This window comes from Microvirga sp. 3-52, from assembly GCF_018383585.1.
In the GTDB taxonomy this organism is placed as follows: domain Bacteria; phylum Pseudomonadota; class Alphaproteobacteria; order Rhizobiales; family Beijerinckiaceae; genus Microvirga.
Genome location: NZ_JAHAMK010000003.1, coordinates 1 through 25,541 on the forward strand (window position 1 = coordinate 1; position 25,541 = coordinate 25,541).

Below are 25,541 nucleotides of genomic sequence, written 5' to 3' on the forward strand. Positions count from 1 at the left end.
TGAGGAAGGTCGCCGCGCGCACCGGCGACCAGAACACGCGCACGCAGATCAGCGGAATAGGGCTGGGGCATGGCTTGCCTCCCGGGCCATATGCCTGTCAACGCACAGCCCACCCGAATGGATTCAAGTCCAGATCAAAAGCGCTTTAACTGAGCAAATCGCTGATCTCCTGCGATGTCAGAAGTTCCTGAATGGTTTTGAGGCCACGCTCATTCATCGTGAGGATTGTGCCGCCACATGCACGTTCTGAGCCGGAGAATTTGTAGCTTAGGACATTGGCCGGCCGTAATCCCCCTGTCTCATAGGACAGGAACCCCTGTAGCACTCCGGGACGGCTGTGGTTTCCGTTCTGTATCACAAAGCCGTCAAACCGGCCTTCGATTAGGTGCGGAATAATCCGAAGCCTGTTTCTGTTGCGAATGCCGATTGCCAGATTGGCCCCCGCGAGCGCGACTGCGATATCTTCTCCGAAGTGGAGCAAGCCTTCAACGCTGATACGCTTCTCTGTCGCCTGAAACTTGTCGATGACGGCAATGGTGTTCAAGTCGTCCAAACAGATTATGGCACGGGAATGGCTGTAGGACGGTCCATAGACATTCGTACCGATCCGAACGGCCCATCCATTCCTGAAGGAGATTTGTGCTTCGATCCAGCCGCTTCCCGCCGATTGCTCGCGCCCATTCGGGATTGCAACATTGTGTGCCCTCGACGAGAGCAGATATTGCCGGGCCGGACCGGCATCCAGAAGGCCGGATCCTCCGGGGTCCGTAATCCATCGCACGCCCCCGGCGGCATAGACGAAGGCACCGCAGTCAAAATGGCCATTCTCATGACGCTGCTCATTGAAAGAGGCGCAGAGATAGCCCCAGTGAGTCTTGCGGTCGTAATGGCGGAAGGTAACCACTCCCGCGGGCTTGGATGCGAACATCCGCGGACCGGTTGGATACGACAACTCTTCCGCCAACTTGCGATCCGACAGCAACGATCTGCCATGGATGGAGATCAGCCGCCTCAGCCAGGATGCGTGATGATGGCCATGCGGCACATCCCCGAATGGGGGAAGCATGCCAGCAGGGTCAGTGATGGCAACGATGACCCGTAGCCCGTCTTTCAGGCGATCGAGCAGATGAGTTCGGAGCGCACCATTCTCTGACGTCTCTTCAAGGATGCTGACTAAGATCAAGCCGAGTGAGATGATCTCCAACCGGGAATGCTGCGATTGCTCGACCCAGAATCCTTCCGGACCGATCAAGTGATCGAAGCCATTGTGAAGTTGAGCCATCGCGATGGATGCCCAATAGGCAGCCATAGAAAAATTCGGGACGGCGCGTGCAACGGCGAGAAGCGCACTAGCTGCCCGGACTTGGAGGATCGAGTTCGTGAAAATATTCTGACTGAGAATCTCGGCGAGAGCAAAGGCATGCCTTATTGCTTCCGAGAGAAGAATCTCCTGTCGGACTCCCGAATCTGAGACCTTGCGAACCATGCCGAGGGACAGCAGATGCAGCAGAACCTCGGTGCGCGTTGCCAAGGATAAGGGATAGGCGCTCAAGGAATCCTGAGGCTGCCCCCAGGCATTCGTCCGGGACCAGGACGTAGCAAGATCGAGCGCCCATGCGAGGCCGCCGGATTTCGGCTGCCGTGCGAGATCCAGAAGCCAAGAAAGGGATTGAAACTCCAGGCGCCAGGCCGGCGATTGGTAGGGATCTTCCGTCCATTCCAGCGTCTCGGGCACGGGCCATGGTTCATGATTGCAAAGCGTCAGACGTCCGTCGACAATGGCACTCGTTTCACCATGCTGAACGGCTCGAAGCTTGTCATGGATCGTAACGAGAGATGACAGAGCCTCACGATCTATGAGTTGCCTGAGTTTGGCGGTGCTCCTGATGGGGCGCTCGGGGTCGGAGCTTCTTTCGAGCCGTTCAAGCGCGGACCTCAGAAATGCTCGGGCATCGGCTTGATCGTCCGTCAGGATATTCTCGAGGAGAAGGTCGTCGCCGACCGAAACTTCGAGCGGAGTCACCAGATTGATTTTGGTTTCATCTCGCCATGTCTGAAAGCCGAGGGATACCGTCGCAGCCTGCGGAGGAGGGGTAAGCTCTAACGTGAAGCGCCTCGTCTGTCGGTGAATCGGAATGTCGATGAACGGTCCGACATCCGGCGAAACGGCGACTTCCTCGTAAAGATCAGGCAACATGATGCCCTGGACGTCACGGAAGACAATGCGGGCTAAGGCTCCATGGCCCTCCGGGTTCTCGCTGACGAGCTGCCCCCGGACGAAGAGCTTGTGCCCAGGAACAACGGCATAGTTCAACCAGATTGGTGTGCTGTTGAGCGCTATCCATGTGCGACGAGGCGTGGCCTTGGTGGTACCCGCGGGGTCTAACTGCTCATCCGCCGAGATCGTCTGGACACCCTGGTGGAGGTGAAGGTCGCGGATCGTAAAAGGATGGGAGTTGCGCCAGCTTCGAACGGTGAGTGAAAGGCGCTTGGCAGGAGCCGGCACAAGGAATGAAACCTGAATTCTCGCCGAATGGGCTAAGTCATCGCTTCGTTCGTAATAATCGGGTCCAGCGATGTAGCAGCTATGCGGATCAATCTGCGTTCTCACGAGACCCGGCACATAGGCGAACTCGATGCTCGAACCGTCTTCGGTCAGAAAGTCGACGCCGATAGCGGCAAAGTCGTGGACAGTTCTGCTCTTCTCTTCCGGATGCCAAAAAATCCTGAAACTGAGCTCACACCACGTGTCACCCGATACATCTTTGAATTCGAAAGCTGTTCGAGACCACCGATTATGGTTTGAGACGATGCTGTCCCCATGATTGGGATTATGGAGCAATGGGTCGGGTGCCTGTTCAGGGGCGACCGGGACAATGCGTCTGACATCGGGCATGGAGATACCAAATTCTCTACCGAGGCGGATGATGGCCCAGCAAGGATATACGGAGCAGCTCTGGGAGCCTTGCAGTCGGAAGGCGAAAGTGTACGAGCAGCAGGCGGTCAGGTGCGCGAGCCGTGGCGCGAGGCATCTGTTCAGCTGCCGGTCGCCACTTCTAGGAACAAGGCCATCCGGATGAGTTCGGAGAGACTCTTGGCTTCCATCTTGGCCATCACGTTGGAGCGGTGAATCTCCACGGTCCGGATGCTGATGTTCAGCTCGTGAGCGATCATCTTATTCGCTTTTCCTGCCACGAGACCATCGAGCACCTGGCGCTCCCGCTGGGATAGGGATTGCAGCCGAGCTTGAGTCCGGAGAAGCTCCTGGTTCTTGCGCACACTTTTTTCATCGCACACCAGCGCGAAGCGTACCACCTCCAGGAATCGATCTTCCCTGAACGGCTTCTCGAGAAAGTCGATGGCCCCGGCCTTCATGGCTTCGACGGCAAGAGGGATATCAGCGTGCCCCGTCATGACCACAACGGGGACATTGAGGCCGCGTCCATGGAGGCGACGGATGAAGTCTAGCCCGTCGATGCCAGGCATGCGAACATCCGTAACGATACAGCATTGGCCGGGATCTTTCACTTCGTCGAGAAAGGCCTTGGCCGATTCATATAGGCGAACGTTCAGGCCAGCCGACACCAGCAGGAAGGACAGGGCCTTACGCACACCAACGTCATCATCCACCACATACACGATCGGCGTGCTCGACACTGGCCAAGTCCTCCTTATCGACAGTTCTAAGAGTGAAGTGAAAACTGGTTCCCTCGCCGGGAACTGAATCTGCCCAGATCTTGCCGCCGTGGGATTCGACAATCGTCCGGCTGATCGAGAGGCCGACCCCCATGCCACTCTGTTTCGTGGTGGTAAATGGCTTGAACAGGTTCTTCAAGACTTCCGGGGCAATCCCCGAACCGGTGTCCTGCACGCTGATCTGAACCAAGGTATTTGATTCGACGGCTCGGGCACGAATGATCAGTTCGCGTTGGCTCACCTCCTGCATCGCTTCGATGGCGTTGCGGATGAGGTTGAGCAGCACCTGCTGGATCTGAACGCGGTTGACGAACACCAGAGGGCTTTCCGGAGGAAAGTCGAACTCGACCTTGACCTCCTTTTCCTTGGCTCCCACCAGAGCCAAGGCGCTGGCCTCCTCGACCAGTCGCTGAAGGCCTTCGATCTGATGCTCGCTGCCACCGCGGGCCACGAACTCGCGCAGCTGACGGATGACTTCGCCGGCACGCAGGGCTTCCTCCGCGGCCTCGTTGACCGCATGCTTGACAAGGGCGGCCTTCTCGCCTTCGACATCGCTCAGGATGAGGCCGCAGCCCTTGAGGTAGCTGGTGATCGCAGTCAGCGGCTGGTTGATTTCATGAGCCAGGGTCGACCCCATCTCACCGAGGGCCGTGAAGCGTGACATGTAGGCAAGCTCGGATTGCAATTCTTGCATCCGCGTTTCGGTTCGCTGGCGCTCCGTCAGATCGCGAATGAAGGCGGTGAAGAAGCGCTCGCCGTCCGACTCCATTTCGCCAACCTGGACCTCCATCGGAAAGGTCGAGCCGTCCTTGCGCTGGGCAACGGCGACACGACCGCTCCCGATGATGTGGCGCTCCCCGGTCTCGCGATACCGGCGGATATAACCGTCATGCTGCTCGCGGTAAGGCAGGGGCATCAGGAATTTCACGTTCGTGCCGATGACTTCCTCGGGCCGGTAGCCGAACATATGCACGGCTGTGGCACTGAAGGACCGGATGACGCCTCCTTCATCGGCCACGACCATGGCATCCGGAACGGTCTCCAGAATCGATCTGAGATGTGCTTCCCGCGTACGCAACCGCTCTTCGCTCGAGCGCAAAGCATTCTCAGCCAATTTGCGCTCGGTAATATCCTGAACTGTCCCGATCTTGCGAATGGGCCGGCCGTTCTCATCGACCAGTGTGCGGCCGATCGCCGAGACCCATCGTTCGGCACCCGTATCAGCGCGGATAATACGGAACGTTCCGCTATAGGTCAGGTTAGTGCCGAGCTCGTCGGCATAGAACGAGTTCTCCATTCGGCCGCGGTCATCGGGATGGATGCAGCCGAGCACGATCTCACGGGTGATGATGGCATCCGATGCCAAGCCCAGGATCTGACGAGCTTCCGGCATCCATTGATGGTGGCCCGTCACAAGATCCTGGTCCCAGATGCCGAGAGCCGTCGTCTCGATCGCCAAGCGCAGCCGTTCTTCACTGCTGCGAAGCTTCATCTCCGCCAATCGCTGGTCATGAATATCCGTGATTGTTCCGACCCACTCCTGGACGACGCCTTCCTCACCCAGAAGCGGCACGGCTCTGGTCAGAACCCAACGATATTTTCCATCCGCACGCCGAACACGGAATTCGAGGACACCAGGCTCTTCCGAGAGGCGGGTGGCTTGCCATTGTACAATGAATTTTTCACGGTCATCCGGATGCACGGCATCGAGAAATCCATGGCCCGTAATTTCCCCTCTCGCTTGGCCGGTAAACGCCTCCCAGCCCCAGCCTTTCGTGATCGAGCCGCCGGTGGTGGCGCGCCAGACAATGGCGGCACTCGCCTCGATCAGGGCGCGGTATTGCTCCTCGCTTTGACGGAGGCGCTCGGCGGCCGATTTCTGCTCATGGATATCTGTGACCGTGCCGACCCACTCCTGCACGATGCCATCAGGATCTCGGAGAGGGACTGCCCTGGTCAGAACCCATCGATACGTACCGTTGGACTGCCGCATCCGGTATTCGCTGGTCCCGGATTCCTCCGAGGCGAGCGTTTCCAGCCAAGTCGAGGTCAGTCGCTCACGGTCTTCGGGGTGAACGGCATTGAGCCAAGTGAAATCCTTGGCTTCGCTGAGGGCCTGACTGTCGGAAGTTTCCCAGTCAGACACGCCATCGATGATCGAGCCGTCTGGGGAGGCTCGCCAGACCATCGCGGCACTTGCTTCGATCAGTGCCCGATACCGCTCCTCTTGCGTCTTCAAGGCGGCCTCCGCGGCCATGAAGCGGCTGATGTCGCGGGATGTCAGAACATAGTTGCAGATGCTTCCAACATCATCTTCGACGGCGTCAATTGTTATTCGACACAGGAGATTGATTCCATTCTTCGTCGTGCAGCGGATCTGGTCTGCCGAATGACCGAAACGTTCGGCCGCTCTCAGATCCTGCGCAGGCTTTCCGCGTATTGCGGCCTCAGACGTGTAAAGACAGGAAACATGACGGCCGATAACCTCATCTGCTTTCCAGCCATAGATGCGTTCCGCGCCGATGTTCCACGATACGATGTTTCCATTGCGGTCGAGCGTGACCAAGGCGAAGTCACGGATGGAATTGAGGACGCGAGTGGAATCGGCGACTTGCTGAGCGTCTCGCGCAGATCGCACCCTCATTCCCTCGCTTAGCGCAGAAATATGAGTCATCGTCCCCCAACCCATTCGCCGCGTCGCGCGTAAACTCCAGGCTCAAAGCAGCTTTATCGGTATGCCTGTTCGTTAACAAAAAGTCACGACTGGTGTTGCAAGCCCTTCTTGAAGGGAGCGGTTCGAAAATCAACAGCATTGGATGTGGCATCGTGGCGCTGAGGCGCTCGTCAACCTGCAATCGCCCGAGCTTAATAACGAAATTACATTTCTTCCCTTGGGAGTCACAAAGCTGCCCTGTATTTCGGATGTCGGACACCTCGCGTCTCATGTGCCGCATCGTTTAAAGAGAAACTCGATCTCTCAGGCCACGAACAGGTCAGCCTCGTGCAAGGTTGGAGGCTTAAATCCCTCTTTACCATATTCGCCCGGAGACCCCTGTGACGGCACCTGTCTATCTGTTCGATTTGGCATCGCGACAGGCGCAATGGCTTGCTGCGCGCCAGACGACGATTTCCGGCAATGTCGCCAATGCCAATACCCCTAGCTATCGGGCCAGGGATATTGAGCCTTTTGCCGACATTCTGGACAAAACCAAGTTGATCATGGCTTCGACGAACGACAGCCATATCGGCTTTTCCCCGTCGAAGGCCGAGGCAAACAAAGTCAAGAAGGCCGACAGCTGGGACACTGTCTATTCCAAGAACTCGGTCAGCCTCGAGCAGGAACTGCTCAAGTCGGGTGAGGTCAACCGGCAGCATTCATTGAACACAAGCATCGTGAAGTCATTCCACCGCATGCTGATGTCGAGCGTAAGGACTGCGTGATGATCGATCCATTAGTTGCATCCGGAAAGTTGTCGAGCTCCGGTCTGGAGGCCCAATCGGCGCGTCTGCGCGTCATTTCGGAGAATATCGCCAACGCGCAATCGACAGGGCGCACGCCCGGCTCCGATCCTTATACCCGCAAGACGATCACCTTCAAATCCGAGCTCGACCGAACGCTCGGAGCAGCCTCGGTCACTGTCAAGGATGTCGGGCATGACGAGTCCGCTTTTCCGGTCGAATACGATCCCGGCAACCCCGCAGCGGACGAGAATGGCATGGTCAAGAAGCCGAATGTCAACATGCTGATCGAGATGGCCGACATGCGGGAAGCCAACCGATCGTACCAGGCCAACCTGCAGATGATGAAGCAGGCCAGAGCCATGATCTCCGCAACAATCGATCTCATAAGAGGCTGATATGGTCAGCGCAGTATCCTCCATCTCGTCCATGATTGATCGCCCTACGGCGGTCGCAGCGATTCCAACCTTCGGCGCCTCACCGGCGGCAGGTGTAGTTTCCGGCGCGTCTCAGGCAAGCTTCACCGATATGATGGCTCAAGTGGCGACAAGTGCGGTCGACACCTTGAAGGCCGGTGAAGCCGCATCGATTGCGGGAATCCAGGGGAAAGCCTCGGTCCAGCAGGTGGTCGAGGCAGTGATGTCGGCCGAGCAGACGCTTCAGACGGCCATCGCGATCCGTGACAAGGTCGTTGCGGCTTATCAAGAAATTGCGCGGATGGCGATTTAAGGAGATCCAAATGAGAGCGCTTGCGATTGCTGCCACAGGCATGAATGCACAGCAGCTTAACGTCGAGGTCATTGCCAACAATATCTCGAACGTTAACACCACCGCCTTCAAAGGAGCGCGGGCAGAGTTCACGGATCTCCTCTATCAGACCGAGCGGTCCCAGGCGATTCCCAATCAGGCCGGATCGAGCCCGGTCCCGGAGGGAGCCATGCTGGGTCTCGGCGTCCGCACTGCGGCGATCCGGAACCTGCATCGCCAGGGATCTCTGACCAACACGTCGAACCAGTTCGATCTTGCTTTAAACGGCCGCGGCTGGTTTCAAGTGGATTCTCCCAACGGCGAGACCGTTTACACCCGCGCAGGTTCCTTCAACAAGAATGGCGACGGGCAACTCGTCACACTCGACGGCTATACGCTTAATCCACCGATCATCATTCCGCCGAACACGCTCGACGTTACGATCAACGAATCCGGTGAAATCTTCGCAAAGGTCGACGGCCAGGCTCAGCCTCAGAATCTCGGACAGCTAACGCTTGCGAACTTCGCAAACGATGCCGGCCTGGAGCCGATCGGCAGCAATTATTACCGCGAAACCCTCGCATCTGGCGCGCCGGCCGTCGGAATTCCGGCCGATCCAGGATTTGGAAAGATCCACCAGGGCTATCTTGAAGCCTCCAACGTCGATCCGATCAAGGAAATCACGAACCTGATTTCCGCTCAGCGCGCCTTCGAGATGAACTCCAAGGTGATCCAGGCCGCCGATGACATGGCCGGCACCGTTTCCAAGGGCATCCGCTAAGCGCGGAAACCGGGTGATAGACTCATGAAGCATCCCCTTCACATGGCTCTCGTGGCAAGTGCCATCGTCGTGTCAACCTCACAGGTTGCCACGGCTGAAGAGCGCATTCTCCCGGTTCCCGCGATCACCATCTATCCTGGCGACACGATCAATGAGTCGATGCTCAAGGATCGGACGTTTCCGGAAAACTACCGCTACCGGACTGCCGTCATCGAATCGCCTCGGGTTCTTGCGGGGAAGATGGCACGCCGGACTCTTCTGCCCGGAGAGCCGATCCCGATGAATGCGGTCGACGATCCCAAGCTTGTGACACGAGGCGTCCAAGCCCAGATCATGTTCGAGGAGGGGGGGCTCTCCATCATGGGGACCGGAATCCCGCTCCAGTCCGGGACGCTGGGCGAGACGATCCAGGTCAAGAACGTCGATAGTGGTCGAATCATCACCGGTCGGGTCCAGCCCGACGGCAGGATCCGGATTGGATTCTAGTCATGCTCCGCATCATACTTCTCCTCGTCGCGGTTTTCGCTTCCTTCCAGTCTTATGCTGCAACGCGCATCAAGGATGTGGCGGCCGTTCAGGGTGTGCGCGACAACCAGTTGATCGGCTACGGCCTCGTCATGGGTCTGCAGGGAACGGGCGATACGCTTCGCAATTCCCAATTCACCGAGCAGTCCCTTCAGTCGATGCTGGACCGGATGGGCGTCAATGTCCGCGACATCAATCTCCGTACGCGCAATGTGGCGGCCGTCATCGTCACCGCCGATCTTCCGCCATTCGTGGGAGCAGGATCTCGCATCGATGTAACGGTCACGTCGATGGGCGATGCAACTTCTTTGAAGGGTGGCACTCTGATGCTCACGGCCCTGCAAGGCGGCGATGGGCAGGTCTATGCGGTTGCACAGGGTGCGATTGCCGTATCCGGCTTTTCCGCACAAGGGCAGGCTGAGACGTTGACATCGGGCGTCGCAACGGCCGGCCGTATCCCGAACGGTGCTCTCATCGAGAGGGAAGTGCAGGGCGGCTTCAATACCGTTGGGCCCATGGCCTTCGAACTCAAGAACCCCGACTATAAGACCGCCACGCTGATCACGGATGCGATCAACCAATACTCGCAGCAGCGCTACGGCGTCCGTGTCGCATCGCCTCGCGATTTTCGCACGGTCGTCCTGCAGAAACCGAAGAACGTTGCAGCAACCCGCTTCATTGCCGAACTGGGTGACCTCGAGATCAGGCCGGACACCCCGGCCCGTATCGTCGTCGACCAAAGGACCGGAACGGTGGTGATTGGAAAGAACGTTCAGATCTCGACGGTGGCGATCACGCACGGAGCTCTGACGATTCGCGTGACCGAAACACCCGAAGTGTCGCAGCCCGATCCGTTCTCAATGGGGCAGACCGTGGTCGTGCCACGCACTCAGATCACTGCGGCGGAAGAGAGAGTTCCTCTTGCGATTGTCCGGGGTGCGGATCTGCAGACCCTCGTCAAAGGATTGAACCAGATGGGCCTCAAGCCGTCCGATGTGATTGCGATCCTCCAGGCGGTCAAGACGGCGGGAGCCCTTCAGGCGGAGCTGGTGATTCAATGAGAAAGACCATGATCGTCAAGATCGTCCGGCACACGAAGCTGGCCGCCGGCCTTCTCATAGGGCTAGGCACATTCCCGGCCGCATTGGCGCAGGATGTCAAGGCAGACACCAAGAACAATCAGTACTGCGCCAACATCGCCGACGCGGCGTCTGACGCGCGCTTTGCGCTTCAAAAGCAGGCGCTCGCCGATATGGAAAAGGAAATCGAAGGCCGTCTCAAGGTGCTGGAGGCCAAGCGCGCCGAGTACGAGGAATGGCTGCACCGACGGAACGAGGTTCTGGAGAAAGCCGACGAGACGATCGTGCAGATCTACTCACGCATGCGTCCGGACGCTGCAGCGCTGCAGCTCACCAATATGGACGAGGAGATCGCCGCAGCCGTCGTCGCCAAGCTCAATCCCAGGGTGGCGAGCGCCGTGCTGAACGAAATGGAGCCCGCGCGGGCAGCTCAACTGGCAAACGTCATCACCGATGCTCCCAAGCGGGAAAAGACTACCGTGAGGCAAAATTGAAAAACCTGATCATGATTGCCGGCCTGTGTTTCCTTGGCGCATGCGCGACGAGGCCGGAGGATCTCGGGCGTGAGCCGGGTATGACACCCGTCGGATCGGGCATCGCCGTCGCCCGTGAACCGCTCCCACACCTGTTCAAGGGTACAGGTCCGACCGCTGCGAATTCGACCTGGAGCAATGCCAGCGCCGATCTTTTCACGAGCCCGCGAGCCAGGCAGGTGGGCGATATCGTGACGGTCAATATCCAGATCGACGACAAGGCCGAGTTCGACAACGCGAGCGACAGGTCGCGGCGGTCCTCCATCAGCGCGGGTCTCGATTATGCATTCGCCTTCAAAGGGTGGAATGCGGATGGGGCAGGGGACATCGGTCTCCAATCGTCCTCGTCGTCCAAGGGAGAGGGAACGATCGATCGATCGGAGAAGCTGCGCCTCTCCGTTGCTGCCGTAGTCAACGAAGTGCTGCCGAACGGCAACGTGGTGATTAGCGGATCGCAGGAAGTGCGCGTGAACTACGAGCTCCGCATTCTGAACATTGCCGGCATCGTGCGGCCGCGGGACATCTCGCCTAAGAACACGATCAGCTACGACAAGATCGCAGAGGCCCGAGTCTCCTATGGCGGCCGCGGACGCCTGATGGAGGTCCAGCAGCCGGCTTATGGGCAGCAGATCTACGATGTCGTGGCTCCCTTTTAGGCAGATCGATAGGACAACAGAAGAATGGCCAAGGCCTTAGAACTTCCAGCTCCTTCGGGAACCCTGCCGAGCAAGGAAGGATCGCTCAGATGGCTCCTGACGCTCAGCCTTCTGACCCTCTTGTCCGCTGCCATCGGCGGAGGGTTTGGCCTGGTCATGGTGTCCGGGATCGAGAAGCGGGTTGAGGAAAAGTACAAGGTCTTGCCGCAGAAAGCCGAGGTCGCCGGCGCCTATACGGGCAACATCGCGATCAAAAAGCTTGCTCCGGTCGTGACGAATCTGGCTGGCTCGGATAGCGATTGGGTCAGGGTCGAGGCGTCGATCGTTTACAAGCCGGACGGTGAACAGAATTCCGACGTGCTGGTGTCAGAGATGAGGCAGGATATCCTGTCCTATATCCGCACCATGTCGCTGGCGCAGATCCAGGGCCCGAGCGGGCTCCTTCATCTGCGGGAAGACCTCAATGAGCGCGCAAGGCTACGCTCCAAGGGTGTGATTCAGGAGCTGGTGCTCGAAACCCTGATTGTTCAATAGAGTAAAGCTCTGGCCTATTTTTCTTGAAAGACATAGTGACCGATGCCTCTTCGTTTCATTTTCACCAGTGCATTCATCTTGGCTGCAACGGGCGCGCAGGCCCAGATTGCCGGACTTGAGTCGCTCATTCCTCCCGGCGATGGAGCTGTCAGCGGCCGAATCATTCAGCTTGTCGTCCTTCTAACTGTTCTCTCCCTGGCGCCCGGCCTCCTGATCATGGTGACGAGCTTCACTCGGTTCGTCGTGGCTTTCTCGTTCCTGCGCTCCGGTCTCGGCTTGCAGAGCACGCCCGCCAACATTTTCCTGATTAGCCTGTCTCTGTTCATGACCTTCTTCGTCATGGGCCCGACCTTCGACCGAGCGTGGAACGACGGGGTCAGGCCGCTGACTGAGAACCGCATCACCGAGGCCGAGGCCTTTACCAAGACGACGGAACCTTTCCGCGAATTCATGCTGACCCATGTGCGGTCCAAGGACCTGCAGATGTTTAGCGATCTCGCTTCCGTCAACTATCCCAAGCCCAGCGAAGGCGAGAAGATCGACCTGAGGATTCTGATTCCGGCCTTCATGATCTCCGAATTGCGGCGTGGGTTCGAGATCGGCTTCCTGATCGCCTTGCCGTTCCTCGTCATCGATATGATCGTGGCGACGCTGGTCATGTCCATGGGCATGATGATGATGCCTCCAACCGTTCTGGCGCTGCCGTTCAAGATCCTTTTCTTCGTTCTGATCGATGGCTGGAATATTCTCGTGAGCGGCCTCGTGCGCTCATACTTCTGAGCGCCCCAAATCTTCTTCGTAGCGCGCAAAAAGCAGTGGCCCAGGACAGGCCAGCAACCTTCGCACAAGATTGACGACGCACAAGTGATCTCGACACCTTTCACCAGTACCGAGATTCTCTATGCCTGGTCGTCAACACGCCGAAAGATTGTGGAGTAGTTTAATGCTGCTGGGCGCTCGCCGCCTGGCTGCCTTGGCCGCGATCGGTCTTGCCGTTTTCCTGTCCGTCGGCATAGGCGCCTACTACCTGAGCAGGCCGGCCCAGGAGACACTTTATACCGGTCTCGACCGAGAGGATGTCGGACGCATGGGGGCAGTCCTGAAGGATGCCGGCATCCCCTTCGATGTGAGCGCCGACGGCACGGCCCTCCTCGTCAGCTATGGCAACACGGCCCAGGCCCGCATGTTACTCGCCGAGAAGGGGCTGCCGCACAGCACCAAGTCCGGATACGAACTCTTCAACGATCTCGGCTCTCTTGGCCTCACCTCCTTTATGCAGGAAGTCACCAAGGTGCGGGCTCTCGAAGGCGAACTGGCGCGTACCATCCAAGGCATGAAGGGCATCAAGGCGGCACGCGTTCACATCGTGCTGCCGGATCGCGGCTCCTTCCGCCGTGAACAGCAGCCGCCTTCCGCCTCCGTGGTCATCCGCACCGTCCCATCCGACGATGCGTCGTCCGCGCAGGCCATCCGACATCTCGTGGCGGCGGCCATTCCTAGCATGGCGGTCGAGAAGGTCACCGTCATGAACACGGACGGCACGCTCCTGATGTCCGGCGACGACGCTGCCAATGCTTCCACCGGCAAGATGGCAAGGCTCGAGAAGACCGTCGGTCTGGAAATCCAGGACAACGTGCGTCGTACGCTTGCTCCTTATCTCGGAACCGGAAACTTCGAGATCAGTGTGGCCGCTCGCCTGAGCACCGACAAGGTCAGCACCAACGAGACGATCTACAATCCAGAATCCAAGGTCGAGCGCTCGACGCGTACGATCAAGGAAACGGAGGTTTCCCAGAACAAGAGTGGCCAGAGGCCCACGACCGTTCAGCAGAACCTTCCCGATGAGAACGTCCGAGCCGATTCTGGCGACAGCGCGAGCGAGGACAACCAGCGGCGCGAGGAGCTAACCAACTACGAGATTTCGTCCAAGACCATCCAGACGATCAGCGACGGCTACCAGATCAAGAACCTATCCGTTGCGGTTCTGGTAAACAAGTCGCGCATTGCATCACTGCTGGGCGAGAATGCAACGCCGGCCGAGATGGACGCGAAGATTGCCGAGATTGAACAGCTGGTTTCGTCCGCCACGGGTTTCAGCAAACCCCGCGGCGACCAGATCAAGGTTGCGGCCGTCAGCTTCGTCGACGATGGCGGCATGATGCAGCCCGTTCCGGGCCCGTCGCTGGCAGAAATCCTCATGCGCCAGTTCGGAACCGTCGTGAACGCCCTGACCATCCTGGCCCTCTGCGCCATGATGATCTGGTTCGGACTGCGCCCGGCCGTCCGGATGCTGATGGCGCGTCATCAGGTCGAGCTCGAACTCCAGCGGGAGCAGGCTGCCGCGCTGGCTGCGGCCGAGGCTGAGGAAGCTCTTGAAGCGAGCAAGGAAGCCTCTGCCCTGCGGATCGCCTCGGATCTTGATGCAGCGCAGAATCTGATCGAGATGCCGCGGACACCGCAGCGCAAGCTGGAGCAGATCATCGAACTCAGTGAGGAGCAGGCGGCTGCCGTTCTGAAGCAATGGCTTGGGCGGGAGGCTGCGTGATGGCAGCAACATTGGCCAGCCTGCTGGCGGACTTCTCTGCTCCCGCCGATGGCAGGACTTCAGGACTCGAGCTTCTGCGCACTGCAAAGATCGTGCCTGATGCTGAGCCGGAACCGCAGAAACCTATCGTGGACCGTCAGGCCGAGCTTGTCAGGTCGGCAGAGGCAAGGGTGAGAGCCGAAGAACGGGAATCGGCCCGGAAGGAACTCGAGGAAGCAATTGTCCGCGAGGAAGTTCGCCACGCAGAGGACATGAATGTCCAGCGTGAAATCTGGGTCGAGCAGCAGGCCATGCAGATTTCGACCCAGATCGCGGAGGCGCTCGGACGGATCGAGGCGGTGATCTCGGAGAGAACGGCCAATGTTCTCAGGCCTCTCGTCTCGGAAGCTTTCCGTCAGCAAAGCCTCGATGAGCTCAAGGATGTTCTCGCGACACTGCTCTCGGACAGTGACGTGGGACTGATCAGAATCTCCGGGCCGCAGGACCTGCTGTCGGCCATGAGATCGCATCTCGGATCGCATGAGCGGGCAATCGAGTTTTCTCCGGCTGAGACCGTCGAAGTCAGCGTCATCGCCGACGACACGACGATTCAGACACGGTTGGATTCCTGGTCGCGCCGGCTGGCGCAAGCCCTAGAAGGCTGATGAACGATGGCAAACTCAAATAATCAGGAAATCGTCATCGTCCGAAGGGGCGGTGATGGCGAGGAGGCCATTAAGGGTGGCGCATGGAAGATCGCTCACGCAGACTTCATGACGGCCATGATGGCGTTCTTTCTGGTGATGTGGCTTATCAGCCTGACCGATGAGGAGACCCGGAGCGGCGTCGCCAACTATTTCAACCCCGTCCAACTGGCCGAATCGACTCCGAACAAGAAGGGGCTCGATGATCCGCAGAATGTTCCTCCGGACAATGAAACGGACAACACCAAGGATGGGAAGGAAAAGGGGAGTGGTGAGGGAGCGGGCGGAAAATCCCACCAGCTGCAGAAGCCCCGTTTCAAGGAGGGAGCCCTCTTCCAGGATCCTTATGCCGTGCTGGCCAAGATCGCCAACGAGATCGAGGCCAATCCGCACGATACGCTCGGCGCTGATGTCACTCCCGGTGAAAGCGACATGCCGGGCCTGAAAGCCGGCGAGGCCTTCCGGGATCCATTCGATCCTCTCTATTGGCAGGTTTCTCCGGTCGAGGAGTTGAAGACAGAGGCTCCGAAGCCGGGAACTGCAGCCCCCGCGCCATCGAAGGCTGTCATGGATGCCGTTGCCGTATTGAGCCAGAAGACTGTAGCGGGCAGCAAGCAAGGGGGGGGCTCGACCTCCAGCGAGGGCGTGTCTCAACCGTCCTCCGGTGCAGCTTCCGCCTCCGGATCTCAGGCTTCCAGCACGGATTCAGACGCAGCAAAGATGGCGGACATCGAGGCAGCCGAGCTGAAAAGTGAGATCCTCAAAGCGGTTCAGCCCTCAAAGGATTTCTCGCCGCAGCCGCATATCGAAGTGCGTCGGACCGGGGCGGGAACCCTGATCAGTCTGACCGATGACTTCGACTTCACGATGTTCGCGGTGGGCTCGGCAGAGCCGCATGCGAAGGTCGTCCGGGCCATGGCCGAAATCGCCAAGCTTCTGCAGTCCCGTCCAGGCAAGATCGTCATTCGCGGACACACGGACGCGCGGCCCTTCAAATCAGCCAATTACGACAACTGGCGGCTGTCCCACGCGCGGGCTCAGATGGCGCTCTACATGCTGGTCCGTGGCGGCTTGAACGAGAGCCGGATTGTACGGGTCGAGGGGCATGCAGATCGTGAGCCGAAGGTGCCCGTCAATCCCAATGCAGATCAAAACCGCCGCGTTGAGATCCTTCTGCAGGAGTAGCCGCAATGAAAGGTCTTTCTCTGGCCGCTCTTTTGGCGCCGTTGATGCTCAGCTCGGTGGCGGTGGCGAATGAACAACCTTCAGAGACTGTCATGGAGCGGCCGGCCGAACCGGAAACGTCAGCGCTAACTGCTCCCGGGCCAATGCAATTGGTGCGGACCCTGCACCTGATGCAGGATCAAATTGCGATCGGCTCGACGGAAGCCCATGCAGGACAACGTGGGCTCCTGTCCATTCTGGACGAAAGGTTCATGAGCCTGGAGGCGGAGACCTGGCAAACGAGCAAGAATGTCCGTGCCGCCGTGTCCCTCGTTCTCAGCGGAGGCAATCCCAGTATCCTACGAAAGCTCTTGGAACTGGGTTCCTCGATCATTTCAGAAAGCGACAAGCCTCTGATCGAAGGAGCTCTTGCTTATGTTGAGGGCAGGGAGGAAGCGGCTCAGACCGCATTGGCCTCTCTCGACCCTCATTCGCTTCCGCCAACCCTGGGTGCGCAATTGGCCCTGGTTCAATCGGCTCTGAACGTGCGGAAAAACGCCGCAAAATCCGATGAGCTCCTGGACTTCGTCCGGCTTCAGGCTCCAGGAACGCTCCTGGAGGAAGCGGCGTTGCGCAGACAGGTCTTCGTCGCAAGCCAAACCAACAACATCGAGAAGTTTCAATCGCTTGCAACGGAGTATCTGCGACGCTACCGCCACTCCATCTATGCCGGCAACTTCCGGCAGCGATTGGCTTCTGCACTGACGCGAATCGACTTCGGCCAGGAATCGTCGCGCTTTGACGGAATGGTCGAGATGATGACGGAGCTTGAGCCGGAAGCAAGACGAGACCTCTACCTTTTGGCAGCACGCTCCTCAATTGAGCAAGGATTCACGACCTCGGCGCGCCTGTTGGCCGACAAGGCGCAGGAGCTGGCGCGAGCTGACAAGGCGAGTGCGACACGGGCCAAACTCTATCGTGCGGCATCGATGATCACATCACCTCAGGCGATCAACGGCGCCGTCGAGGACCTTCGCGGCCTCGATCGGTCCGTTCTGCCAGACAGCGACCTGAGCCTACTCGAATCCGCACTCTCCATGGCAGGCCAAATCCGCAAAATGCCGGATGCTCCAGCGCCGCAGATCGTGGAAGGAAAACCCGCTCTGACCAAGGTCGCAGCCGGGCAGTCGACGGAGGGGGCTACCCCTGTGCAAGGGCTGGAACAGCTTCAGGCGTTATCCAAAGCTCGCGACGCCTTAAGTCGCGTCGATCAATTGATCAAGAACTAGGCGTATACCAGCCGATGAACCGATTAGACCTACTGTCGCAGACGATGCCGAGGCACGTTGACACTCAGTCACGCAATGCGTCCGTGACTCAGGATGCTCTGGAGGGCAATGGAGGTCCGGGGACGTCAGATTTTGGGTCTTTCCTGGAGGGCATTTCGGGCAAGGCACAGAAAGACGCCATCGCCACATCTCTGCAAGACGCTGGTCTGCTGAATGCTGAAGCGGACAAGTCTAATCCGCCATCGGAGGGAAGCGAGACGGATTCGCTGCAGGCTCTCCTGCCCGATGCCTCGTCAGGGGATGGCTCTGCTGCTGCCTCCTCGCTCCCATCCGGGAGCCCAGTTTTCTCTATTCTCGAAAATCTTCTTCCGCGGATTCTCGCGCGAACCGCCAATGTGGGCAATGCCGATACAGGGCAGCCTGGTCCTTCACTTACGTCCGCATATTCGTCCTTGCTGCAACAGGACATGGACGAGGCCAATCTCGTGAACGCGGGGCATGGATCGAAGCTTGCAGCGGTAGTCCAGAACCAGGAAACACATTTCAGGCCCATTACCGAAGGGCTGAGCAACGCTCCGACGGAGCCGGATGCGGCAGCTTCCATTGAAGACTCTGGATCGACACCGCAAGAGTTGCTTGCGGGGAAGCTCAAAGGTGCCGAGTCACAGGGGCTGCCACCCAGCAAGCGCGATGACCTCACTCAATCAATTCCCGATATGACTGCCGAGGCAGAGCCCACAAGACGACTTGAAGAACAGCGGCTTGCCGGGAAAGTTGCTTCGGATCGCACCGCCGATCCCGCCGAGATGCAGAAGCAGTCGCAGGCCGCTGGGCCAAAAACGGACGCATCTTCTCTTCCTTCTTCAACACTCCAGCATCTTGCAAATTCTATCATCGATGATGCCAAAGGTCTGTCCGATCCGCATCGAGCATCCTTCCAGCAAGACGGTTTGAACCGGGTCGCCATGGCGAAGGCCTCCGGGAGCGTGCTGCGGGTTCTGGACCTCCAGCTGAAACCGGCAGAGCTCGGACTCGTGACCATAAGGATGCGGCTTGCCGGCGATGGTCTCGAAATGGAGATTCTGGCCGAGAACGAAGAGACCGCGGAGCTTCTCAGGAATGACGCAGAAAAGCTGTCCAACCTCCTGCGCGTATCCGGTTACCGCCCTGACGTCATCAACATCCAGTCGACCGAAGCCACCTCCCATGACCGCTCCTCATTCCAACGTCCTCAGCAGGGAAGCCAGGAAGGCCAGTCCTTCCAACAGGGTGCAGCCTCAGGTCAGGGGAACTCATCCCGTCACCGGGAGGATCGCTATGGAAGCGGCGGAGCAGAAGCCCGCATGGATTCGAAAGAGGATCGGCGCACTGGCGGCAGCCCTTCTGGCGGGATCTACCTTTAGCATCTGGACAGCGACGCCAGGCGTGGCCCAGTCTCCATCGGGCCTCTGCGAGCGCGAGATGATGCGTGCATCGTCCAAATATGGCGTTCCACTCGGCATGCTCTATTCCGTTGGTCTCACCGAGACGGGACGTCGCGGAAGCTTGCAGCCCTATGCCATGAATGTCGAAGGAAAAGCCGTGTTCTCAAACAGCACGGCTGAGGCGATGCAGCGCTTTGGCGAGGCCAGCCGATCCGGTGCGCGGCTCATCGATCTCGGCTGCATGCAGATCAACCACCTCTATCATCGCGAGAACTTTCCATCTCTGGAAAGCATGCTGAATCCTCGCACCAACGTGGAATATGCCGCACGTTTCTTGAGAGAGCTCAAGATGCGACACGAAACCTGGACCATGGCCGTCGCACGCTACCACGCGGGCCCTAACAATGATCCCGCCCAGAAGCGCTATGTCTGCCGCGTGATCGCCAACATGGTCGCAACGGGATTCGGCCAATGGACACCCGGAGCGCGGACTTTCTGCGCGGATGCTCCAGGATTGAGTCGGGGGCAGACCGCCTCGGAAGGTTAAAGCCCTTTCGCCTTACCGCGACATCTTGATATCAGAACCTGAGCTATTCAATGTCCCGGTAAGGGCCGCTTCCGCCCCCGAGAGACGGGCAACCGGCTGACCGCGTGAGAAAAGAACGACCTGGTTCTCGCGGAAGCTCCATCCGTTGACGCTGCGCATTGCGTCCTGATTGCACCCTTGCGTGGAAGCCTTGTAGAGATCGAGAGAGGGTACGGTGGAGAGTTGCACCTTGCAGGAAGACGCGCCAATGCGGGCGGTCCAGGCTCCCGCATAGGAGGAGGCGCGCTGCGGCGGCGTGAATACGCCGGGAGGGCTCGACTGCTCGGCAGCCGTTGCAGGGCCTGTCACATGCGATGGACGCTCCGGCGCTTCTGGGATCGGCGCAGTCCGGATCGGTGGCTCTGCAGATATTGCGGCCTCGGCCGTCAAGGTTGAAACGGCAGGTCCGATATCCGGCTCAAGATAGACTTCCTGGCGTCTCGCGGGCCTCACGACATCGATCTCGACCACATCGGCCGGACGCGGGATGGGGTTGCCGACCGCATATTGCGGCGGGCCGACATAGTGCCGGCCCCATGGAGCGGAGTATTCCGGATAGTTCCTGCGAACCTGTGCCGGGCCCCATGGTCCCTGGCTGTGGACAGAATCGGTCGAGTTGCAGCCCGAGATCGTGCCTGCGATTGCGGCCAGACTTGCTGCTGTGAGAATTTTATGGTGCATCGGAGAGATATGTCGCCGTCCCGGGTTCAATGGCGCACAGTGGCGGCAAGGCAGGAGGAAGGCTCGAACCGGGGGGGCAGCGGCCGCAGCCGGGCGGACGAGAGAACCCGTGCGAACGATGCGAGGCTGAACTCCGATCTGTGAAGTGTCGCATCCAAGAGAACTTCGCTGATTTTGACGCCGATATGGTAGTTGCCGAAGATGAGCTGGAAGAAGACCGTGACCGAATCGTGCACGAACTCCATGTCGAGGACGACGCATTCGGCCTCTTCCCGCCCTGCGTTGACATAGGCCATGTAGCCGTATGACAGGGTCTCGCCCTTGAAAAAGAGCTCGGCGGATGATGTGACCATCTCGTCCATGTTTCCGTGCAGCTGATGGTCCGCATAGAACCTGATGATCTCAGAATCCGTCAGGCAGAAATCTGCGATAACATCCTTGATATTGCATGCCAGCACTTCTTCAAAGGCCTGGATATCCAAATGCTCTCTCAATGGAGCTGCCACTTCGACGGTGCGAAGGCTTCTCATTTCGACCTCGTGAGGATGTAGAACAGGATCTGAGCGACGGCTTTATAGAAGTCAGGAGGAATCATGCGATCGATTTCAACATGATCGTACATGGATCTTGCCAGAGGCTTGTCTTCGATCACTGGGACGCCGCTCTTCTCGGCAATCTCACGGATCTTCAGCGCGATTAGATCCTTACCCTTGGCGACGACGATCGGAGCACTCGCCTCGCTGCGCTCATAGCGCATAGCAATGGCAAAGTGGGTCGGGTTCGCGATCACGAAAGTTGCCTTCGGAACCGCAGCCAGCATCCGCTTGCGGCTCCGGTCCTGAGCCAAGGAGCGCATGCGCGCCTTGACCATCGGGTCGCCTTCCATCTGCTTGTACTCTTCCTTGACCTCCTGCTTCGTCATTTTCAGGTCGTTGCGCCACTTGAAGCGGGCCCAGAGCAGATCCGCTGCGACAAGGACGATCGTTGCGATGGCAATGGCAGAGACAAGGCGCATGGCCATGGTCAACATCAGCTCCGGGAGGAGAGAAGGATCAGTGAACATGGCATTGAAAACCTTATATTGCTCCGACCGCAGAAGCAGGAGACTGACGAGTGTCACCGTTCCGAACTTGAACAATGACTTTGAAAATTCCACTAAGCCCGGAAGGCCGAAGATTCGCTTCCAGCCCGCCATGGGTGAAATTCTATTCCATTGCGGCCTGATCCGTTCCGAGACCAGGGACGGAACATTCTGAAAGATTGATGCAGAAAGGCTGCAGGCCGCCAGAATTACGATTATCGGAATCAGGAACTGGCCGACTTCAAGGGCCACAGCCTGCATCAACGCCGTCGCGTCCGGGCCCGATTCGAGACGGAAATCCTGCGGGCGGTTGATGAAGAGAGACAGCTTCTCGGTCAGGGAATTCGTGGTGCTGCGCGCGGCGAATGTGAGAGCGAGAAGGATTCCCAAGATAGAAGCGAACATGGGGGCTTCTCTCGAGAAGGGGATATTTCCTTTCTCGACCGCGTCCCGGACCTTCTTGTCGGAAGGTGCTTCTGTCTTGCTGTCCTTATCATCCGTATCAGACATGACCTGAGATTCGGCTGTTAGAAGTAGGCTTCATCCTCGGTCTCTGAGTTGATGACGATCTCTCCGCGACCGGCCATCTCCAGCGCCAGATCGGTGATGGTTCGTCTGGCCTCTGCGATGTCGCGGTGAGCGGACGGCTCCTTGCTGTTGAGTTCGTGCTCGATCATGCGGCGGACGCGTGACGAGAGGGCCGACAGAACGACCTTGCGGAAGTCGTCGTTGGTCCCCTTCAGGGCCAGAACCACGCGATCAGGCGGTACCTGGTCGAAGAGGGTGGTACGATCCTTCGGCGTCAGCTTTACAATATCATCGAAGGTGAAGAGCAGGCCTCTGAGGATTTCCGCCGATTTCGGACGGACGGACGAGAGGCTGGTCAGCACGTCCTCCATATGGTCCCGCTCCATCTTGTTGATGATGTCGGCGATCTTGGCGTGCGTGTCGGCTCCGGCGTTCTTCGAGAAATTCGCCATGAAGTCCTCATGCAGCGTCTTCTCGATATTCTTCATCGTCTCATCGACGATCGGCTTCATGCTGAGCATGCGCCGCATGAGGTTGTTCCGAAGCGGCTGGGGCAGTTGCGTCATAACTTTCGCGGCGCAGGATGGCTTCACCTTCGACAGAATGAGCGCGGCCGTCTGGGGATGCTCTTTCATGAGGTATGACGCGATGGCGCCTTCGCTGACGGTCGATATACGCTCCCAGATGCTCCTGTTGGCGTTGCCGACCACCTCGCTCATGATGTTGGCGATCTGCTCCGGGCTCAGGATGCCCGTCAGCAACTTCTCGATATGGGTCGCGCCGCCGATCAGGTCCGCTCCGTCCGAGAAATTCGATGCGAATTCCTCGACCAGCTGCTCGATCTGGGTCGGGGAGACCGGTCCCAGTTGAGCGGCAGACTTGGTGACAAGGCGAATCTCATCCTCGCTGAAGTGCTTGAGGATCTTGCTTGCCGCGGGCTTGCCCATGGCAAAGAGGAGTGTTGCGACGCGCTCAGGGCCTTTCAGGACCTTCGTGCCATTCGCCTTCATCGGAACGTGAGCGACCATGCCGTAGAGCCAACTTAGCCGTTAAGATCGTTAGTCGGGGGACCGACAATCTCGGTCAGTGAGATGCCGAACCGGGAATTGTCGTCTTCGACCACGACGACTTCGCCGCGGGCGATGATGCGGCCGTTGACGACCACATCGACCGGCTCGCCGACCCGGTGATCGAGCGGTACGATCGCGCCGCGTCCGAGCTTCATCAGATTGGCGACAGGCATCGTGGCGGAGCCGAGAACGACCTGGATCGTCACGGGAATACGCAGGATCGAGTCGAGGTTTCGACCGCCACCGAGCTTGTCATCCTGCAGCGCGGAGGCATCAAAAGCGCTTTCCTGCCGCCACGCGGCCTTGTCCTGGGGTTTGGGTTCGAATGGATTCGTCATGGATGCTGGCCTTGTGAGTTGAATTGGCTTTAGCGCGGTTGCGTTTCCTGGCGGGCTTCTCGCGTGAGGTGCTCGAGCCGGTTCGCGACCGCTTGAGCCTCCTCAATGCGCTGGCTGAGCTGGGCAAGAGTCTCCTTCCCCTCGGTACCGAAGCTGACCACCGCCTTCTGAGCGGCCGTCAATGCCACCCCGGTCTTGTCGAAGATCTGCTGATACTCGGTGTGGTACCGGTCGAGCTTTTTAAGCTTCCGGTACATCACCGCGACCATGATGCTGGTCGTGACGAGAGCGATAAAAAGGATCGTGTTAGCGAGGGAGGACATCATCCAAGAACTCCTTTTCCTGGTCGATGTGTTCATCGACCTTTAGAACATAGGATCCTTCCGACTGCCCGATATGACACCAGAAGAGACCTTGTTGGTTGCCTTCGAGCTTGACTCGGCTGCGCGGCGTCGCTTGCAATTCGATGACGTCACCGATCTTGAGGTCGGCGATCTCGCCGAGGGAGAGGAATCGCTCTTCAAGAACGGCCGTGAGCGTGATCTCGGTCTTCTTAACCTCCGTGGCGATCTGCTTCATCCATCGCGGATCGCGGCCGGATGATTCGCCGGTTACCACGTGGGACAGGACCTTCCGCATCGGGTTGAGCACCGATTGCGGGATGATGACGAACATCTCGCCGCCGCGGTTCAGCGCCTGAAGCAGGAATTTGGCTGCAACGGCCTGGTTGTTCCTTCGGCCGATGACTGCGAAATCCATACGTGTCTCGATGCGCTCGAGCTTGAACTTCGTATCGACGATCAGCGAGAAGGAGGCTTGGAGCGCCTTGGCGACCTGCTCGAAGAGGGTCTGGGCCATTCTCAGTTCGATTGTCGAGAAGCCACGGGCCTCTTCGACGGGCGGCTCTGACCCGTCCGAGCCGAAAAGCACCTCCACCATCGTGTAGATGAAGTCGCGATCGAAGCCGATCAGGATATGACTGTCCCATTCGGGAGCGTGGAAGATACCCGCGACCGCATTGGCCTCGTACATCTCTAGGATTTCGGTGACGCGGCCGCTCTCGAGACCGCTGAGGGAATAGTACATGGGCGAGGCCGCCATGTGGCGCAGGTGCTCGGCGCAGCTGGTCGACATGCGGTCGAAAATCACGTGGAGCATCGGCAGGCGGTCGAGGGAAAGACCGGCCGCATCCAGAAGCATGTCGCGAATGTCGTTGGCGCTTTGTGCTCCGCTCATCATCACGCAGCCTCTTTCAGATCTTCGGAGCGGCCGCCGGTTGTCGTCGCGGTTTCAACCTCATCGATAGTCGGGCGATATTCCACGGAAATGCCCTTCCGGCCATGCTCCACGGCAATCTGGGGAAGAGCGCCGTTCATGTAGGCAATGAGAGCCTGCTTGACGATGACATAGACACGGGTCTGCTTGTCGCGAGTCGACTTCACCTTGTTCGCGAGCGGCGACAGAAAGGCGTAGGAGATGAAGATGCCGACGAAGGTTCCGACCAGTGCGGACGCGATCAATCCACCCAGAATTGCCGGCGATTGGTCGATGGCGCCCAGAGCTTTCACGATGCCCAGCACGGCAGCCACGATGCCGAGGGCGGGAAGGGCCTCCGACACGGTATTGATGGAGTAATAAGGTTTCATTTTATCGCGCTTGAGTGTTGCGATTTCTTCCTCCATGAGCGCTTCAATCTCATGGGGGCGCGCATTGCCGATGATGATCAAACGCGCGTAGTCGCAAATGAAGAGTGTGAGGTCCTTGTCCTTGAGGACGCTCGGGAAGGCCTTGAAGATTTCCGATTCTTCCGGCTGGTCGATATGGCCTTCGACCTCGTTGCGGGGCTTGTTCTTCAATTCCCGCATGAGCGCATAAAGAAGGCCTAGGATCGAAAGATAATGATCTCTCTTAGGAACGGTGCCGGAGATCGCCTCGCGTGCGGCCCGGCCCGTATCCTTCACCAGGGACATGGGATTGGCGATGATGAAAGTGCCGATCGCGATGCCGCAGATGATCACGTATTCCCAAGGCTGCCAAATAACAGCCAGATGACCGCCCATGGCGACATAGCCGCTCACGAGCGAGCCAATGGCAACTGCCAATCCGATCAAGACGCCCAAAGCCGTGGTCCCTTTTGTGAAA

27 protein-coding genes and 1 pseudogene are annotated in these 25,541 nt (G+C 58.7%); 16 read left to right on the forward strand and 12 right to left on the reverse strand.

Annotation, left to right across the window (positions count from 1 at the left end; translation table 11 throughout):
* Positions 1-145: 145 nt before the first annotated feature.
* From KHP60_RS03400 to KHP60_RS25790, 4 genes and pseudogenes are all read right to left on the reverse strand, one after another.
* On the reverse strand, positions 146-2,896 hold the full coding sequence (locus tag KHP60_RS03400; protein WP_213562173.1) for a heparinase II/III family protein: 2,751 nt from the start codon (positions 2,894-2,896) through the stop codon (positions 146-148).
* A gap of 140 nt (positions 2,897-3,036) precedes the next feature.
* The gene (gene fixJ / locus KHP60_RS03405) at positions 3,037-3,657 is read right to left on the reverse strand and encodes a response regulator FixJ (protein ID WP_213562174.1); all 621 of its coding nucleotides are present in this window, start codon (positions 3,655-3,657) and stop codon (positions 3,037-3,039) included.
* A complete protein-coding gene (locus tag KHP60_RS24950; protein ID WP_311924580.1) occupies positions 3,623-5,935 on the reverse strand; it encodes a PAS domain S-box protein in 2,313 nt (770 codons plus the stop codon). The genes fixJ and KHP60_RS24950 overlap by 35 nt, the downstream gene beginning before the upstream one ends.
* Positions 5,936-5,992: 57 nt before the next feature.
* Positions 5,993-6,385 (reverse strand): annotated as a pseudogene (locus tag KHP60_RS25790) (PAS domain-containing protein); the annotation flags it as partial.
* Between the two features lie 365 nt (positions 6,386-6,750).
* Here KHP60_RS25790 and flgB point away from each other — a divergent pair.
* The 16 genes from flgB (at position 6,751) to KHP60_RS03490 (ending at position 19,662) form a co-directional block, all read left to right on the forward strand.
* The gene (flgB, locus tag KHP60_RS03415) at positions 6,751-7,137 is read left to right on the forward strand and encodes a flagellar basal body rod protein FlgB (RefSeq protein ID WP_213562176.1); all 387 of its coding nucleotides are present in this window, start codon (positions 6,751-6,753) and stop codon (positions 7,135-7,137) included.
* Complete coding sequence (flgC, locus tag KHP60_RS03420; RefSeq protein ID WP_213562177.1) at positions 7,137-7,553, forward strand: flagellar basal body rod protein FlgC; 417 nt, start codon at positions 7,137-7,139, stop codon at positions 7,551-7,553. Before flgB ends, flgC begins: the two co-directional genes overlap by 1 nt.
* Before the next feature lies 1 nt (position 7,554).
* Entirely contained in the window at positions 7,555-7,884 is a 330-nt protein-coding gene (locus KHP60_RS03425; protein WP_213562178.1) for a flagellar hook-basal body complex protein FliE, read from the forward strand.
* 10 nt (positions 7,885-7,894) lie between these two features.
* The gene (gene flgG / locus KHP60_RS03430) at positions 7,895-8,683 is read left to right on the forward strand and encodes a flagellar basal-body rod protein FlgG (protein ID WP_213562179.1); all 789 of its coding nucleotides are present in this window, start codon (positions 7,895-7,897) and stop codon (positions 8,681-8,683) included.
* 24 nt (positions 8,684-8,707) lie between these two features.
* The gene (gene flgA / locus KHP60_RS03435) at positions 8,708-9,169 is read left to right on the forward strand and encodes a flagellar basal body P-ring formation chaperone FlgA (RefSeq protein ID WP_213562180.1); all 462 of its coding nucleotides are present in this window, start codon (positions 8,708-8,710) and stop codon (positions 9,167-9,169) included.
* Between the two features lie 2 nt (positions 9,170-9,171).
* Positions 9,172-10,269, forward strand: a complete 1,098-nt coding sequence (flgI, locus tag KHP60_RS03440; RefSeq protein ID WP_213562181.1) for a flagellar basal body P-ring protein FlgI — start codon at positions 9,172-9,174, stop codon at positions 10,267-10,269.
* Positions 10,270-10,277: 8 nt separating this feature from the next.
* Entirely contained in the window at positions 10,278-10,781 is a 504-nt protein-coding gene (locus tag KHP60_RS03445) for a MotE family protein (protein ID WP_249688470.1), read from the forward strand.
* Positions 10,778-11,476 carry a flagellar basal body L-ring protein FlgH gene (flgH, locus tag KHP60_RS03450; RefSeq protein WP_213562183.1) on the forward strand — a complete coding sequence of 233 codons (699 nt, stop codon included), beginning with the start codon at positions 10,778-10,780 and terminating at the stop codon, positions 11,474-11,476. The genes KHP60_RS03445 and flgH overlap by 4 nt, the downstream gene beginning before the upstream one ends.
* A gap of 120 nt (positions 11,477-11,596) precedes the next feature.
* Positions 11,597-12,010: a flagellar basal body-associated FliL family protein gene (locus KHP60_RS03455; protein ID WP_249688471.1), complete on the forward strand. Its 414-nt coding sequence runs from the start codon at positions 11,597-11,599 to the stop codon at positions 12,008-12,010.
* 42 nt (positions 12,011-12,052) lie between these two features.
* The gene (gene fliP, locus KHP60_RS03460) at positions 12,053-12,790 is read left to right on the forward strand and encodes a flagellar type III secretion system pore protein FliP (RefSeq protein ID WP_213562185.1); all 738 of its coding nucleotides are present in this window, start codon (positions 12,053-12,055) and stop codon (positions 12,788-12,790) included.
* Between the two features lie 121 nt (positions 12,791-12,911).
* Positions 12,912-14,555, forward strand: coding sequence for a flagellar basal-body MS-ring/collar protein FliF (gene fliF, locus KHP60_RS03465; protein WP_213562186.1), 1,644 nt, complete (start codon positions 12,912-12,914; stop codon positions 14,553-14,555).
* The gene (locus KHP60_RS03470) at positions 14,555-15,199 is read left to right on the forward strand and encodes a hypothetical protein (protein ID WP_213562187.1); all 645 of its coding nucleotides are present in this window, start codon (positions 14,555-14,557) and stop codon (positions 15,197-15,199) included. Before fliF ends, KHP60_RS03470 begins: the two co-directional genes overlap by 1 nt.
* Before the next feature lie 6 nt (positions 15,200-15,205).
* Positions 15,206-16,423, forward strand: coding sequence for a MotB family protein (locus KHP60_RS03475; RefSeq protein WP_213562188.1), 1,218 nt, complete (start codon positions 15,206-15,208; stop codon positions 16,421-16,423).
* A 5-nt stretch (positions 16,424-16,428) separates the two neighbouring features.
* Positions 16,429-17,691 (forward strand): chemotaxis protein MotC, encoded by a 1,263-nt coding sequence (locus KHP60_RS03480; RefSeq protein ID WP_213562189.1) that lies wholly within the window; start codon positions 16,429-16,431, stop codon positions 17,689-17,691.
* Positions 17,692-17,774: 83 nt separating this feature from the next.
* Positions 17,775-19,094, forward strand: coding sequence for a flagellar hook-length control protein FliK (locus tag KHP60_RS25610; protein ID WP_213562190.1), 1,320 nt, complete (start codon positions 17,775-17,777; stop codon positions 19,092-19,094).
* Positions 19,060-19,662, forward strand: coding sequence for a transglycosylase SLT domain-containing protein (locus KHP60_RS03490; protein WP_213562354.1), 603 nt, complete (start codon positions 19,060-19,062; stop codon positions 19,660-19,662). Before KHP60_RS25610 ends, KHP60_RS03490 begins: the two co-directional genes overlap by 35 nt.
* Before the next feature lie 12 nt (positions 19,663-19,674).
* Here KHP60_RS03490 and KHP60_RS03495 read toward each other — a convergent pair whose 3' ends face one another.
* From KHP60_RS03495 to motA, 8 genes are all read right to left on the reverse strand, one after another.
* Positions 19,675-20,382: an AprI/Inh family metalloprotease inhibitor gene (locus tag KHP60_RS03495; protein ID WP_213562191.1), complete on the reverse strand. Its 708-nt coding sequence runs from the start codon at positions 20,380-20,382 to the stop codon at positions 19,675-19,677.
* Positions 20,383-20,408: 26 nt separating this feature from the next.
* Complete coding sequence (locus KHP60_RS03500) at positions 20,409-20,735, reverse strand: hypothetical protein (RefSeq protein ID WP_213562192.1); 327 nt, start codon at positions 20,733-20,735, stop codon at positions 20,409-20,411.
* A gap of 173 nt (positions 20,736-20,908) precedes the next feature.
* Positions 20,909-21,973, reverse strand: a complete 1,065-nt coding sequence (flhB, locus tag KHP60_RS03505; RefSeq protein WP_213562193.1) for a flagellar biosynthesis protein FlhB — start codon at positions 21,971-21,973, stop codon at positions 20,909-20,911.
* A 17-nt stretch (positions 21,974-21,990) separates the two neighbouring features.
* Entirely contained in the window at positions 21,991-23,019 is a 1,029-nt protein-coding gene (locus tag KHP60_RS03510) for a flagellar motor switch protein FliG (protein WP_249688472.1), read from the reverse strand.
* A gap of 14 nt (positions 23,020-23,033) precedes the next feature.
* Entirely contained in the window at positions 23,034-23,399 is a 366-nt protein-coding gene (gene fliN, locus KHP60_RS03515) for a flagellar motor switch protein FliN (protein WP_249688473.1), read from the reverse strand.
* A gap of 29 nt (positions 23,400-23,428) precedes the next feature.
* Entirely contained in the window at positions 23,429-23,725 is a 297-nt protein-coding gene (locus KHP60_RS03520) for a hypothetical protein (protein ID WP_249688475.1), read from the reverse strand.
* Complete coding sequence (locus tag KHP60_RS03525; RefSeq protein WP_213562194.1) at positions 23,706-24,638, reverse strand: flagellar motor switch protein FliM; 933 nt, start codon at positions 24,636-24,638, stop codon at positions 23,706-23,708. The genes KHP60_RS03520 and KHP60_RS03525 overlap by 20 nt, the downstream gene beginning before the upstream one ends.
* Positions 24,638-25,519, reverse strand: a complete 882-nt coding sequence (motA, locus tag KHP60_RS03530; protein ID WP_213562195.1) for a flagellar motor stator protein MotA — start codon at positions 25,517-25,519, stop codon at positions 24,638-24,640. The genes KHP60_RS03525 and motA overlap by 1 nt, the downstream gene beginning before the upstream one ends.
* Positions 25,520-25,541 lie beyond the last annotated feature (22 nt).

What these genes read in the sequence shown, in the direction of transcription:
- KHP60_RS03425 (WP_213562178.1), top strand. Translation starts at nt 7,555, where the DNA reads ATGGTCAGCGCAGTATCCTCCATCTCGTCCATGATTGATCGCCCTACG.
- flhB (WP_213562193.1), bottom strand. Translation starts at nt 21,973, where the DNA reads ATGTCTGATACGGATGATAAGGACAGCAAGACAGAAGCACCTTCCGAC.
- KHP60_RS03480 (WP_213562189.1), top strand. Translation starts at nt 16,429, where the DNA reads ATGAAAGGTCTTTCTCTGGCCGCTCTTTTGGCGCCGTTGATGCTCAGC.
- KHP60_RS03525 (WP_213562194.1), bottom strand. Translation starts at nt 24,638, where the DNA reads ATGATGAGCGGAGCACAAAGCGCCAACGACATTCGCGACATGCTTCTG.
- flgI (WP_213562181.1), top strand. Translation starts at nt 9,172, where the DNA reads ATGCTCCGCATCATACTTCTCCTCGTCGCGGTTTTCGCTTCCTTCCAG.
- fliP (WP_213562185.1), top strand. Translation starts at nt 12,053, where the DNA reads ATGCCTCTTCGTTTCATTTTCACCAGTGCATTCATCTTGGCTGCAACG.
- KHP60_RS03470 (WP_213562187.1), top strand. Translation starts at nt 14,555, where the DNA reads ATGGCAGCAACATTGGCCAGCCTGCTGGCGGACTTCTCTGCTCCCGCC.
- KHP60_RS03445 (WP_249688470.1), top strand. Translation starts at nt 10,278, where the DNA reads ATGATCGTCAAGATCGTCCGGCACACGAAGCTGGCCGCCGGCCTTCTC.
- fliN (WP_249688473.1), bottom strand. Translation starts at nt 23,399, where the DNA reads ATGACGAATCCATTCGAACCCAAACCCCAGGACAAGGCCGCGTGGCGG.
- KHP60_RS03520 (WP_249688475.1), bottom strand. Translation starts at nt 23,725, where the DNA reads ATGATGTCCTCCCTCGCTAACACGATCCTTTTTATCGCTCTCGTCACG.
- KHP60_RS03500 (WP_213562192.1), bottom strand. Translation starts at nt 20,735, where the DNA reads ATGGTCACATCATCCGCCGAGCTCTTTTTCAAGGGCGAGACCCTGTCA.
- KHP60_RS03475 (WP_213562188.1), top strand. Translation starts at nt 15,206, where the DNA reads ATGGCAAACTCAAATAATCAGGAAATCGTCATCGTCCGAAGGGGCGGT.
- flgA (WP_213562180.1), top strand. Translation starts at nt 8,708, where the DNA reads ATGAAGCATCCCCTTCACATGGCTCTCGTGGCAAGTGCCATCGTCGTG.
- flgC (WP_213562177.1), top strand. Translation starts at nt 7,137, where the DNA reads ATGATCGATCCATTAGTTGCATCCGGAAAGTTGTCGAGCTCCGGTCTG.
- fliF (WP_213562186.1), top strand. Translation starts at nt 12,912, where the DNA reads ATGCCTGGTCGTCAACACGCCGAAAGATTGTGGAGTAGTTTAATGCTG.
- KHP60_RS03400 (WP_213562173.1), bottom strand. Translation starts at nt 2,896, where the DNA reads ATGCCCGATGTCAGACGCATTGTCCCGGTCGCCCCTGAACAGGCACCC.
- KHP60_RS03495 (WP_213562191.1), bottom strand. Translation starts at nt 20,382, where the DNA reads ATGCACCATAAAATTCTCACAGCAGCAAGTCTGGCCGCAATCGCAGGC.
- flgG (WP_213562179.1), top strand. Translation starts at nt 7,895, where the DNA reads ATGAGAGCGCTTGCGATTGCTGCCACAGGCATGAATGCACAGCAGCTT.
- KHP60_RS03510 (WP_249688472.1), bottom strand. Translation starts at nt 23,019, where the DNA reads ATGGTCGCTCACGTTCCGATGAAGGCGAATGGCACGAAGGTCCTGAAA.